Origin of the sequence: Streptomyces sp. McG3, assembly GCF_018619185.1 — a bacterium.
Classification (GTDB): Bacteria; Actinomycetota; Actinomycetes; order Streptomycetales; family Streptomycetaceae; genus Streptomyces.
Map to the genome: position 1 here is coordinate 1 of NZ_JAAXYC010000262.1, position 11,596 is coordinate 11,596.

Sequence of the window (11,596 nt, forward strand, 5' to 3'; positions counted from 1 at the left end):
ATGTGTATAAGAACCAGGTGGCGGGGCGCCCGTCGAGCCGGAGCTGCTGGACCATCTGCGCTGGTCCGCGGTGGCCTGTGGGCTGCCGCTGCAGCTGCGCCTGGGCGCCGCGGCCCCGGCCACTCTCGCCGGCTTCGCCGCCGCGACCGAGGGCCACGGCTGCGACCTCGTCCTTCTGCACGGCTATCCGTACCACCGGCAGGCCGCCGCGCTGGCCGGCCGGCACCCGCACGTCTACGCCGATCTGGGGACCGTACCGGCGTGGACCGGGGCGAGGGCGGCGGACGTGCTGGCGGAGATCATGGAGCTCGCGCCGTTCGGCAAGCTGCTGTTCTCCAGCGGGGCGCAGGGGCTGCCGGAGCTGCATCTGGTGGGCGCGCGGCAGTTCCGCGAGGCGCTCGGGCGGGTGCTGGGCGGCTGGGTCGCGGACGGTGCGTGGACCCGGCGGGACGCGGTCCGGGTCGCCACGATGATCGGGTCGGGCAACGCGCGCCGGGTGTACGGGCTGGAGTGAGGAGCCACGGCGTACGGGAGGGGCGGCGGGCCACCGCGGCCCGCCGCCCCTCCCGTACGGATGTCCGTCAGACCGCCGCCGGTGTCGACTCCGGCTGCTCGGCGGACGGGCCGGGCAGTGGTGCGGGAGCGTCGTCCCCGCGCTCGCGCATGCTCAGCACGAGCCGGATCACGGCGATCCACAGGATGGCCGAGCCGAACATGTGGACGCCGACCAGGATCTCGGGGACGTCGCTGAAGTACTGGACGTACCCGATCGCGCCCTGGGCGAGCAGCACGACCAGCAGGTCGCGGGCGCGGGCCCGGGTGTCGGCGGGCGCGTCGACCACCCGCAGGGCCAGCCACATGGCGATGGCCAGGGCGCAGACGACCCAGGCGGAGATGGCGTGCACATGGGCGGCGGCCGACCAGTCCCACGGCATGCGCGGCACGTCGCTGCTGTCGCCGGCGTGCTTGCCGGACCCGGTCACCGAGGTGCCCAGCACGATGAGGACCACCGTGGTCGCCACGATCGCCCAGGCCAGCCGCCGTACGGGCAGCGGAGCCCGGGGGCGCGGCGGGCCGTCGCCCTCGCCGACCCGCACCCAGGTGATCACGGTGACCGCGAGCAGCGCGTTGGCGAGCAGGAAGTGCCCGGCCACCGTCCAGGGGTTGAGGCCCGCCCAGACCGTGATCCCGCCGAGGACGGCGTTGCCCAGCACGATCCAGAACTGCAGCCAGGCCAGCCGGGCGAGCTTGCGGCGGCGCGGCTTGACCGCACTGATGGCGATGATCGCCCAGCCGACCGCGGCCGACAGGACGTAGGTCAGCATCCGGTTGCCGAACTCGATCGCGCCGTGCAGTCCCTGTTCGGGCGTCGCGAACAGACTGTCGTCGGTGCACTTGGGCCAGGTGTCGCAGCCGAGGCCCGAACCGGTGAGCCGGACGGCCCCGCCGGTGACGATGATGAAGACGCTCATCATGACGGCGGAGAGCGCGGCGCGCTTCACCACCTTGGTGGACGGCGTCCAGCGCTTGGCGATGAGGGAGATGGGGGTTTCCACGCGGACCATCGTAGGACGGGGCTTGTGCATGATTTCACGAGGGGTGGGTTCGTACCCGGTTGCCCGGACACGTCCAGCCGTACGGCCCCCGCGGGCTACTCCCAGCGGAAGAACTTCGCCGCCGCGCCGAGCCCCAGCACCGCCCACACCAGCAGGATCCCGGCCTGGGCCCACGGCATCGAGGCACCGTGCTGGAGGACGTCCCGCAGGCCCTCGGAGAGCGCCGACACGGGCAGCAGCCCCAGCACCGACTGCACGGCGTCCGGGAACTTCGCCAGTGGCACGATGACCCCGCCGCCGACCAGCAGCAGCAGGAAGACCAGGTTGGCGGCGGCGAGCGTCGCCTCCGCCTTGAGCGTCCCCGCCATCAGCAGCCCGAGCCCGGAGAACGCGGCTGTTCCCAGCACCAGGAGCAGCAGCACCGAGAGCGGGTTGCCCTGCGGCGACCAGCCCAGGGCGAAGGCGATCACCGTCAGCAGCACGATCTGGAGCACCTCGGTGACCAGCACCGACAGCGTCTTCGCGGTCATCAGCGCCCAGCGGGGCAGCGGGGAGGCCCCGAGCCGCTTGAGGACCCCGTAACGGCGTTCGAAGCCGGTGGCGATGGCCTGGCCGGTGAAGGCGGTGGACATCACGGCGAGCGCCAGGACGCCCGGGGCCAGGAAGTCGACCGACGCGCCCGGGCCGGTGTCCACGATGTCGACCGCGCTGAACAGCACCAGCAGCAGCGTCGGGATGATCACCGTCAGCAGCAGCTGCTCGCCGTTGCGCAGCAGCATCCGGGTCTCCAGCGCGGTCTGCGCGGCGATCATCCGGGGGAGCGGGGCGGCGCCGGGGCGCGGGGTGTACGTACCGGCGCTCATGCGCGCAGCTCCTTGCCGGTCAGCTTCTTGCCGGTCAGTTCGAGGAAGACGTCCTCCAGGGTGTGCCGCTCCACGGAGATGCCCTCGGGCATCACGCCGTGCTGGGCGCACCAGGAGGTCACCGTGGCCAGCAGCTGCGGGTCGATGGACCCGGTGATCCGGTACGTCCCCGGCAGCGGCTCGGCGGCCCCGGAGCCGTCGGGCAGCGCCTTGACGAGCGAGCCGAGGTCGAGGCCCGGGCGTCCGGTGAAGCGCAGGGTGTTCTCCGCGCCGCCCCGGCAGAGCTCCTCCGGGCTGCCCTGGGCGATGACCCGGCCCGCGTCGATGATCGCGACGTCGTCGGCGAGCGTCTCGGCCTCGTCCATGAAGTGGGTCGTCAGCACCACGGACACCCCGTCGGCGCGCAGCTCGCGCACCAGGTCCCAGGTGGAGCGGCGCGCCGACGGGTCGAGCCCGGCGGTCGGCTCGTCCAGGAACAGCAGCTCGGGCCGTCCGACGACCGCCATGGCCAGCGAGAGGCGCTGCTGCTGGCCGCCGGAGAGCCGCCGGTAGGCGGTGCGGCCGCAGTCGCCGAGGCCGAGGCGTTCGATCAGGGCGTCCACGTCGAGGGGGTGGGCGTGCAGCCTGGCCATGTGGCGGAGCATCTCGTCGGCGCGCGCACCGGAGTAGACGCCGCCGGACTGGAGCATCACCCCGATCCGCGGACGCAGCCGCTCCGCGTCGGTGACCGGATCGAGGCCGAGGACCCGTACGGTGCCGGCGTCGGGGCGGCGGTAGCCCTCGCAGGTCTCGATGGTGGTGGTCTTCCCGGCGCCGTTCGGGCCGAGGACGGCGGTCACCGCGCCGGTCGCGACCACCAGATCGAGGCCGTTCACCGCGGTCTTCGTGCCGTACCGCTTGACCAGGCCCTTGACCTGTACGACGGGCTCGTTCTCCATGGCGCACCAGTCTAGGCAGCCCTCCCGGGAGGACGGCTCCCGGGGCCAGATTAGGTAACCCTAAGTGACGAACCGCACCGTTGATCGTTCCGGACCGTGGTTGTCAGAGTCGAATGAATTACGCAACAATGGTGTTGTGAAATACGACGGACGGGCTCCTCAGGAGGAACTCGCGACCGGTGAGCGCTCGACGCGCAACCGGGTCGCGCGCTCCATCCTGGACCACGGCCCCTCCACCGTCGCGGACCTCGCCAAGCGCGTCGGCCTCACCCAGGCCGCCGTCCGCCGCCACCTGGACGCCCTCGTCTCGGACGATGTCGTCGAAGCCCGCGAACAGCGGGTCTACGGGGCGCGGACCCGCGGCAGGCCCGCCAAGGTGTTCGCCCTGACGGACGGCGGCCGGGACGCCTTCGACCAGTCCTACGACAAGCTGGCCGTCGACGCCCTGCGCTTCATCGCCGAGTCCGGGGGCGACGAGGCGGTCCTCGCCTTCGCCCGCGCCCGGATGGCCGCGGTGGGCGAGGCGTATCGCGCCCAGGTCGAGGCCGCTGCGCCCGAGGAGCGCACCGAGGCCCTGGCCAAGGCCCTGTCGGCCGACGGGTACGCTGCTATGGCGCGAAGCGCGCCGGGCCCGCAGCAGGGCGAGCAGCTGTGCCAGCACCACTGCCCGGTGGCGCATGTCGCCGAGCAGTTCCCACAGCTGTGCGAGGCGGAGACGGAATTCTTCTCCAGCCTCCTCGGGACCCATGTGCAGCGTCTGGCCACCCTCGCCCACGGCGATGGTGTGTGCACGACCTACGTGCCGCGAAGTGGCCACGCAGCACCCCCACAGACCACCCATTCAGCATCTGCAAGCACGGCCGGGAGGAACCCCGCATGACGCTCCCCACGGAGACTGCCCACCCTGAGCTCGAGGGTCTGGGTACGTACGAATTCGGCTGGGCCGACTCCGACGCGGCAGGCGCGGCGGCGAAGCGCGGTCTCTCCGAGGCTGTCGTCCGCGACATCTCGGAGAAGAAGAACGAGCCCGAGTGGATGCTGAAGCTGCGGCTCAAGGGCCTCAAGCTCTTCGGCAAGAAGCCCATGCCCAACTGGGGCTCCGACCTGTCGGGCATCGACTTCGACAACATCAAGTACTTCGTGCGGTCCACGGAGAAGCAGGCGGCCTCCTGGGAGGAACTGCCCGAGGACATCAAGAACACGTACGACAAGCTCGGCATCCCCGAGGCGGAGAAGCAGCGCCTCGTCGCCGGTGTCGCCGCGCAGTACGAGTCCGAGGTCGTCTACCACCAGATCAACGAGGAGCTGGAGGCGCAGGGTGTCATCTTCATGGACACCGACACCGCGCTGAAGGAGCACCCGGAGCTCTTCAAGGAGTACTTCGGCACCGTCATCCCCGTCGGTGACAACAAGTTCGCCTCGCTGAACTCGGCCGTGTGGTCCGGCGGATCGTTCATCTACGTGCCCAAGGGCGTCCACGTGGACATCCCGCTCCAGGCCTACTTCCGTATCAACACGGAGAACATGGGCCAGTTCGAGCGGACGCTGATCATCGTCGACGAGGACGCCTACGTCCACTACGTCGAGGGCTGCACCGCCCCGATCTACTCCTCGGACTCGCTGCACAGCGCCGTGGTCGAGATCATCGTGAAGAAGGGCGGCCGCTGCCGCTACACGACCATCCAGAACTGGTCGAACAACGTCTACAACCTGGTCACCAAGCGGGCCGTGGCCTACGAGGGCGCGACCATGGAGTGGGTCGACGGCAACATCGGCTCCAAGGTGACCATGAAGTACCCGGCCATCTACCTGATGGGCGAGCACGCCAAGGGCGAGACCCTGTCCATCGCCTTCGCGGGCGAGGGCCAGCACCAGGACGCCGGCGCCAAGATGGTCCACATGGCCCCGAACACCTCCTCCAACATCGTCTCCAAGTCGGTGGCGCGAGGCGGTGGCCGTACGTCCTACCGCGGTCTGATCGAGATCGGCGAGGGCGCGCCGGGCGCGAAGTCCAACGTGCTCTGCGACGCTCTGCTCGTCGACACGATCTCCCGCTCGGACACCTACCCCTACGTCGACGTCCGCGAGGACGACGTGTCGATGGGCCACGAGGCGACCGTCTCCAAGGTCTCCGAGGACCAGCTCTTCTACCTCATGAGCCGCGGACTCACCGAGTTCGAGGCCATGGCGATGATCGTGCGCGGCTTCGTCGAGCCGATCGCGAAGGAGCTGCCCATGGAGTACGCCCTGGAGCTCAACCGGCTGATCGAGCTGCAGATGGAGGGTTCGGTCGGCTAGGTCCTCGTCCGAGGACCACCGGGACGGCCGTTCGCGGCCGTCCCCGCACTCCCACCGAACCACCCCCCTTCTTGACTGAGAAAGCGAGCACTACGACAGCCATGGCTGAGGCTCAGAACACTCCGGTGGGCTCCACCACCGCCGGCTCCATCGCGGTGGCCGCCGAGTCGACCGTCGCCACCCGCATGAGCGCACCCCCGTCCTTCGACGTCGCGGACTTCCCCGTCCCGCACGGCCGCGAGGAGGAGTGGCGCTTCACGCCGCTGGAGCGGCTGCGCGGTCTGCACGACGGCACCGCGGTCGCGAACGGCGGCGGCGTGAAGGTCGCCATCGAGGCCCCCGAGGGCGTCACGGTCGAGACCGTCGGCCGCGACGACTCCCGGCTCGGCAAGGCCGGCACCCCGGTGGACCGGGTCGCCGCCCAGGCGTACAGCGCCTTCGAGCAGGCCTCGGTCGTCACGGTCGCCAAGGAAGCCGTGCTCACCGAGCCGATCCGGATCGCCGTGCACGGCGAGGGCGGCGTCGCCTACGGCCACCAGCTCATCCAGCTGGGCGCCTTCGCCGAGGCCGTCGTCGTCATCGACCACACCGGTGACGCGGTGCTCGCCGCCAACGTCGACTACGTGCTGGGCGACGGCGCGAAGCTGACCGTCGTCTCCGTCCAGGACTGGGACGACACGGCCGTCCACGTCGGCCAGCACAACGCGCTGGTCGGCCGGGACGCCTCGTTCAAGTCGATCGTCGTCACCTTCGGCGGCGACGTCGTCCGCCTGCACCCCCGGGTGGCCTACGCGGCCCCCGGCGGCGAGGCGGAGCTCTTCGGCCTGTACTTCACCGACAAGGGCCAGCACCAGGAGCACCGCCTCCTGGTCGACCACAACACCCCGCACTGCAAGTCCAACGCGGTGTACAAGGGCGCTCTCCAGGGCGACGGCGCGCACGCCGTCTGGATCGGCGACGTCCTCATCCAGGCCGCGGCCGAGGGCACCGACACCTACGAGATGAACCGGAACCTCGTCCTCACCGACGGCGCCCGGGTCGACTCCGTGCCCAACCTGGAGATCGAGACCGGCGAGATCGTCGGCGCCGGCCACGCCTCGGCGACCGGCCGCTTCGACGACGAGCAGCTCTTCTACCTCCAGTCCCGCGGTATTCCGGCCGAGGAGGCCCGCCGTCTCGTCGTGCGCGGCTTCTTCGCCGAGCTGGTCCAGCAGATCGGTCTGCCGGACGTGGAAGCGCGTCTGCTCGACAAGATCGAGACCGAGCTGAAGGCGTCCGTCTGATGGCCTTCGTCAAAGCCTGTGCGCTGAGTGAGCTGGAGGACGACACCCCGAAACGGGTCGAGCTCGACGGCACACCGGTCTCCGTCGTCCGCACCGAGGGCGAGGTGTTCGCGATCAACGACATCTGCTCGCACGCGAACGTCTCCCTCTCGGAGGGCGAGGTGGAGGACTGTTCGATCGAGTGCTGGCTGCACGGCTCGTCGTTCGACCTCCGCACCGGCAAGCCGTCCGGCCTTCCCGCGACGCGCCCCGTCCCCGTATACCCCGTAAAGATCGAAGGGGACGATGTGCTCGTCTCCGTCACCCAGGAGTCCTGAGTCACCCATGGCAACGCTTGAAATCCGCGACCTGCACGTTTCCGTCGAGGCCGACAACGCCACGAAGGAGATCCTCAAGGGCGTCGACCTGACCGTGAAGCAGGGCGAGACCCACGCCATCATGGGCCCCAACGGGTCCGGCAAGTCCACCCTCGCGTACTCGCTCGCGGGTCACCCCAAGTACACGATCACCAGTGGCACGGTCACCCTGGACGGCGAGGACGTCCTGGAGATGTCCGTCGACGAGCGGGCCCGCGCCGGCCTGTTCCTCGCCATGCAGTACCCGGTCGAGATCCCCGGTGTCTCGGTCTCCAACTTCCTGCGCACCTCCGCCACCGCCATCCGCGGCGAGGCCCCCAAGCTGCGTACGTGGGTCAAGGAGGTCAAGGAGACGATGGCCGGGCTCCAGATGGACCCCGCCTTCGCCGAGCGCAACGTCAACGAGGGCTTCTCCGGCGGTGAGAAGAAGCGCCACGAGATCCTTCAGCTGGAGCTCCTCAAGCCGAAGATCGCCGTCCTGGACGAGACCGACTCCGGCCTGGACGTCGACGCGCTCAAGACCGTCTCCGAGGGTGTCAACAGGGTCCGCGAGTCCGGCGAGGTCGGCACCCTGCTGATCACGCACTACACCCGCATCCTGAAGTACATCAAGCCCGACTTCGTGCACGTCTTCGCCAACGGCCGGATCGCGGCCTCCGGCGGCGCCGAGCTGGCCGACCAGCTGGAGAACGAGGGCTACGAGGCCTACACGAAGGGTGGCGCTTCCGCGTGACTGACGCCCGACAGGGGCTCACCGGCCTCCTCGACACCGAGGCGATCCGCAAGGACTTCCCGATCCTGGACCGCACGGTCCACGACGGCAAGAAGATCGTTTACCTGGACTCCGCGGCGACCTCGCAGAAGCCGCGTCAGGTCCTCGACGCGCTCAACGAGTACTACGAGCGGCACAACGCGAACGTGCACCGCGGCGTCTACACGATCGCCGAGGAGGCAACCGCGCTGTACGAGGGCGCCCGCGACAAGGTCGCCGCCTTCATCAACGCACCCAGCCGCAACGAGGTGATCTTCACGAAGAACGCCTCGGAGTCGCTGAACCTCGTGGCGAACATGCTCGGCTGGGCGGACGAGCCCTATCGGGTGGACCGCGAGACCGAGATCGTCACCACGGAGATGGAGCACCACTCCAACATCGTGCCGTGGCAGCTGCTCGCGCAGCGCACCGGCGCGAAGCTGAAGTGGTTCGGCATCACCGACGACGGCCGGCTCGACCTGTCGAACATCGACGAGATCATCACCGAGAAGACGAAGATCGTCTCCTTCACGCTGGTCTCCAACATCCTGGGCACCGTCAACCCGGTCGAGCAGATCATCCGCCGCGCCCAGCAGGTCGGCGCGCTGGTCTGCATCGACGCCTCGCAGGCGGCCCCGCACATGGTGCTCGACGTGCAGGCGCTCCAGGCCGACTTCGTGGCCTTCACCGGTCACAAGATGGTCGGCCCCACGGGCATCGGCGTGCTGTGGGGACGGCAGGAGCTCCTGGAGGACCTGCCTCCGTTCCTCGGCGGCGGCGAGATGATCGAGACCGTGTCGATGCACTCCTCGACGTATGCTCCGGCACCGCACAAGTTCGAGGCCGGTACGCCCCCGATCGCCCAGGCCGTCGGCCTCGGCGCGGCCGTGGACTACCTCTCCTCGATCGGCATGGAGAAGATCCACGACCATGAGAAGGCGATCACCGAGTACGCGGTGAAGCGCCTCCTGGAGGTCCCGGACCTGCGGATCATCGGTCCGGCGACGGCCGAGGACCGCGGGGCCACGATCTCCTTCACACTCGGCGACATCCACCCGCACGACGTGGGTCAGGTACTCGACGAGATGGGCATCTGCGTCCGGGTCGGCCACCACTGCGCGCGCCCGGTCTGCCTGCGGTACGGAATTCCCGCGACGACGCGAGCGTCGTTCTATCTGTACTCCACGCCCGCCGAGGTCGACGCCTTGGTGGACGGTCTGGAGCACGTCCGGAACTTCTTCGGCTGAGGGCTGACTGGTGAAGCTGGAATCCATGTACCAGGAAGTGATCCTGGACCACTACAAGCACCCCCACGGGCGCGGCCTGCGGGACGGCGACGCCGAGGTGCACCACGTCAATCCGACGTGCGGCGACGAGATCACGCTCCGGGTGAAGTACGACGGCGACACCATCGCCGACGTGAGCTACGAGGGCCAGGGCTGCTCCATCAGCCAGGCCAGCGCCTCCGTGCTGAACGAGCTGCTCGTCGGCAAGGAGCTGTCCCAGGCGCAGAAGATCCAGGACACCTTCCTGGAGCTGATGCAGTCCAAGGGGCAGCTGGAGCCGGACGACGCGATGGAGGAGGTGCTGGAGGACGCCGTCGCGTTCGCCGGCGTCTCCAAGTACCCCGCCCGGGTCAAGTGCGCGCTGCTGAGCTGGATGGCGTGGAAGGACGCGACGGCCAAGGCGCTGTCCGAAGGGAAGACCGCATGAGCGACAACGAGACCGCGACCATGAAGCCGGCCTCCGAGGAGGAGGTCCGCGAGGCGCTGTACGACGTCGTCGACCCCGAACTGGGCATCGACGTCGTCAACCTGGGCCTGATCTACGGCATCCACGTCGACGACGCCAACATCGCCACCCTCGACATGACCCTGACGTCCGCGGCCTGCCCGCTGACCGACGTCATCGAGGACCAGGCGAAGTCCGCCACGGACGGCATCGTCAACGAGCTCCGGATCAACTGGGTCTGGATGCCGCCGTGGGGCCCGGACAAGATCACCGACGACGGACGCGAGCAGCTCCGCGCGCTGGGGTTCAACGTCTGACACGCTCCGCGAAGAGCGATGAACGGCCATGCCCGCCAGCCACACTGGCGGGCATGGCCGTCTCCATGTACCACATCGCCGTCGACGCTCACGACCTGCCGCTCCTCGCCCGCTTCTGGAGCGCGGTGCTGGACTGGCAGGTGCTCTTCGAGCACGAGGAGGAGATCATCATCGGCGCCCACGAGACCGCGCTGCCGGGGATGTGCTTCCTCCCCGTCCCGGAGTCGAAGACCGTCAAGAACCGTTTGCACATCGATCTGACGCCGGACGACCAGGACATCGAGGTCGAGCGGATCCTCGCGCTCGGCGCCCGGCGGGTGGACGTCGGGCAGGGGCCGGACGCCACCTTCGTGGTGATGGCCGATCCGGAGGGCAACGAGTTCTGTGTGCTGCGCCCCAAGCGGACCCTGACCGACTGAGCCGGGCCCGGCCCCCGCGTGCTCAGACGGGGGAGGGCGGCGGCGGGCCGTACTGCTCGGGAAGGGTCGCTGCCGCCGCCTCGGCCAGGACCGGGCCCAGGTTCTCCGTGCGCATCCGGAGGTCGACGTACAGCAGGCCGACCACCAGCGGGGGGAAGATCGCCGTGAACAGCTGGCTGATCATCTGGCTGATGAACGACAGCAGCAACAGGCCGCCGAGCACCGCGACGATCTGCCCGCCGCTCGGGTCCGCGTCCATGTCCGCCGGGTCGAACACGCCGGGGAGCAGGCCGACCATCTGGAACGGCAGCTGGATCATGTAGCCGATCACGGCCGCGAGCCCGACGGCGAGCAGCCAGACCCCGAAGACCCGCCACCAGTTGCCGCGCACCAGCTGGACCGAGCGGCGCAGGGCGGCGACCGGGCGCTGCTGCTCGAAGACCACGACCGTCGGGGCCAGGGAGAAGCGGACGTAGAGCCACATCGCCACCGGAGCGATGAGCAGGGCGCCGAGGAAGCCGACCACCATCAGCGGCACGACGCCGTCCTCGTCGCCCAGCGAGACGGCGTAGATCATCAGCCCGGCGATGGCGCCCATCATGAGCGCCATCGGGATGACCATGATCAGCCCGGTCAGGAAAACCGTGCCGAGGATCGACCAGACCCGCGACCACGCGCGGCTCCAGACGGCGCCGAAGCCGATCGGGCGGCCCAGGACGGCTTCCTGGAGGACCACCGGGACCGCTGCCTGCACCACGGCGGACGCCAGCAGGTAGACGATCATGCCGATGACCATCAGCACGCCGAACGCGACGCCCAACGGGACCAGTTGCGCCGCGTCCGGGGATCCCGAGGAACTCGACGTCAGCTCGTCCCACTGGCTCGCGACGGCGGCGCCGGCGGCCACCAGTGCGGCGATCATCACGAGCGTCGCCGCGCCGAACAGCGTCAGGGCGATCCCGATCAGCGGTTTCCAGTACCGCCCGAGCGTCGAGAAGGCGCCGCTGAGCATGTCCGAGACCCTCAGCGGCGCCAGGGGTATGACCCCCGGCTTGGGCGGTGCGGCCCACCCGTTGTGCCATCC

Annotated in this window: 13 protein-coding genes and 1 pseudogene; 10 read left to right on the plus strand and 4 right to left on the minus strand. The window is 69.6% G+C overall.

Annotated features, from left to right (window positions below; all coding sequences use genetic code 11):
- Positions 1–19: 19 nt before the first annotated feature.
- Positions 20–514 (plus strand): annotated as a pseudogene (locus HET64_RS30110) (amidohydrolase family protein); the annotation flags it as partial.
- 67 nt (positions 515–581) lie between these two features.
- Here HET64_RS30110 and HET64_RS30115 read toward each other — a convergent pair.
- The 3 genes from HET64_RS30115 to HET64_RS30125 form a co-directional block, all read right to left on the minus strand.
- Positions 582–1,565: a heme A synthase gene (locus HET64_RS30115; protein ID WP_215110313.1), complete on the minus strand. Its 984-nt coding sequence runs from the start codon at positions 1,563–1,565 to the stop codon at positions 582–584.
- An 86-nt stretch (positions 1,566–1,651) separates the two neighbouring features.
- Complete coding sequence (locus tag HET64_RS30120; RefSeq protein WP_215110314.1) at positions 1,652–2,419, minus strand: ABC transporter permease; 768 nt, start codon at positions 2,417–2,419, stop codon at positions 1,652–1,654.
- Positions 2,416–3,357 (minus strand): ABC transporter ATP-binding protein, encoded by a 942-nt coding sequence (locus HET64_RS30125; protein WP_215110315.1) that lies wholly within the window; start codon positions 3,355–3,357, stop codon positions 2,416–2,418. The genes HET64_RS30120 and HET64_RS30125 overlap by 4 nt, the downstream gene beginning before the upstream one ends.
- A gap of 136 nt (positions 3,358–3,493) precedes the next feature.
- On the opposite strand from HET64_RS30125, the gene HET64_RS30130 reads away from it, so the two are divergent.
- The 9 genes from HET64_RS30130 (at position 3,494) to HET64_RS30170 (ending at position 10,512) form a co-directional block, all read left to right on the plus strand.
- Positions 3,494–4,237 carry a metalloregulator ArsR/SmtB family transcription factor gene (locus HET64_RS30130; protein WP_215110316.1) on the plus strand — a complete coding sequence of 248 codons (744 nt, stop codon included), beginning with the start codon at positions 3,494–3,496 and terminating at the stop codon, positions 4,235–4,237.
- Entirely contained in the window at positions 4,234–5,655 is a 1,422-nt protein-coding gene (gene sufB / locus HET64_RS30135; protein WP_215110317.1) for a Fe-S cluster assembly protein SufB, read from the plus strand. The genes HET64_RS30130 and sufB overlap by 4 nt, the downstream gene beginning before the upstream one ends.
- A gap of 101 nt (positions 5,656–5,756) precedes the next feature.
- On the plus strand, positions 5,757–6,938 hold the full coding sequence (gene sufD, locus HET64_RS30140; protein ID WP_215110318.1) for a Fe-S cluster assembly protein SufD: 1,182 nt from the start codon (positions 5,757–5,759) through the stop codon (positions 6,936–6,938).
- A complete protein-coding gene (locus tag HET64_RS30145; protein ID WP_018555702.1) occupies positions 6,938–7,255 on the plus strand; it encodes a bifunctional 3-phenylpropionate/cinnamic acid dioxygenase ferredoxin subunit in 318 nt (105 codons plus the stop codon). Before sufD ends, HET64_RS30145 begins: the two co-directional genes overlap by 1 nt.
- A 7-nt stretch (positions 7,256–7,262) precedes the next feature.
- Positions 7,263–8,027, plus strand: a complete 765-nt coding sequence (sufC, locus tag HET64_RS30150) for a Fe-S cluster assembly ATPase SufC (RefSeq protein ID WP_215110319.1) — start codon at positions 7,263–7,265, stop codon at positions 8,025–8,027.
- Complete coding sequence (locus HET64_RS30155; protein WP_215110320.1) at positions 8,024–9,292, plus strand: cysteine desulfurase; 1,269 nt, start codon at positions 8,024–8,026, stop codon at positions 9,290–9,292. Before sufC ends, HET64_RS30155 begins: the two co-directional genes overlap by 4 nt.
- A gap of 10 nt (positions 9,293–9,302) precedes the next feature.
- Positions 9,303–9,758, plus strand: a complete 456-nt coding sequence (sufU, locus tag HET64_RS30160) for a Fe-S cluster assembly sulfur transfer protein SufU (RefSeq protein ID WP_308370403.1) — start codon at positions 9,303–9,305, stop codon at positions 9,756–9,758.
- A complete protein-coding gene (locus HET64_RS30165; protein WP_003969897.1) occupies positions 9,755–10,093 on the plus strand; it encodes a metal-sulfur cluster assembly factor in 339 nt (112 codons plus the stop codon). The genes sufU and HET64_RS30165 overlap by 4 nt, the downstream gene beginning before the upstream one ends.
- Before the next feature lie 53 nt (positions 10,094–10,146).
- A complete protein-coding gene (locus HET64_RS30170) occupies positions 10,147–10,512 on the plus strand; it encodes a VOC family protein (RefSeq protein ID WP_215110322.1) in 366 nt (121 codons plus the stop codon).
- 22 nt (positions 10,513–10,534) lie between these two features.
- Here the strand turns inward: HET64_RS30170 and HET64_RS30175 are convergent, their stop codons facing one another.
- Positions 10,535–11,524: a hypothetical protein gene (locus HET64_RS30175; protein WP_215110323.1), complete on the minus strand. Its 990-nt coding sequence runs from the start codon at positions 11,522–11,524 to the stop codon at positions 10,535–10,537.
- Positions 11,525–11,596: the final 72 nt, after the last annotated feature.

Bases quoted from the DNA above. Each gene is read 5' to 3' on its own strand.
- HET64_RS30115 (WP_215110313.1), bottom strand. From the start codon at position 1,565: ATGGTCCGCGTGGAAACCCCCATCTCCCTCATCGCCAAGCGCTGGACG.
- HET64_RS30120 (WP_215110314.1), bottom strand. From the start codon at position 2,419: ATGAGCGCCGGTACGTACACCCCGCGCCCCGGCGCCGCCCCGCTCCCC.
- HET64_RS30125 (WP_215110315.1), bottom strand. From the start codon at position 3,357: ATGGAGAACGAGCCCGTCGTACAGGTCAAGGGCCTGGTCAAGCGGTAC.
- sufB (WP_215110317.1), top strand. From the start codon at position 4,234: ATGACGCTCCCCACGGAGACTGCCCACCCTGAGCTCGAGGGTCTGGGT.
- sufD (WP_215110318.1), top strand. From the start codon at position 5,757: ATGGCTGAGGCTCAGAACACTCCGGTGGGCTCCACCACCGCCGGCTCC.
- HET64_RS30145 (WP_018555702.1), top strand. From the start codon at position 6,938: ATGGCCTTCGTCAAAGCCTGTGCGCTGAGTGAGCTGGAGGACGACACC.
- sufC (WP_215110319.1), top strand. From the start codon at position 7,263: ATGGCAACGCTTGAAATCCGCGACCTGCACGTTTCCGTCGAGGCCGAC.
- HET64_RS30165 (WP_003969897.1), top strand. From the start codon at position 9,755: ATGAGCGACAACGAGACCGCGACCATGAAGCCGGCCTCCGAGGAGGAG.
- HET64_RS30170 (WP_215110322.1), top strand. From the start codon at position 10,147: ATGGCCGTCTCCATGTACCACATCGCCGTCGACGCTCACGACCTGCCG.
- HET64_RS30175 (WP_215110323.1), bottom strand. From the start codon at position 11,524: ATGCTCAGCGGCGCCTTCTCGACGCTCGGGCGGTACTGGAAACCGCTG.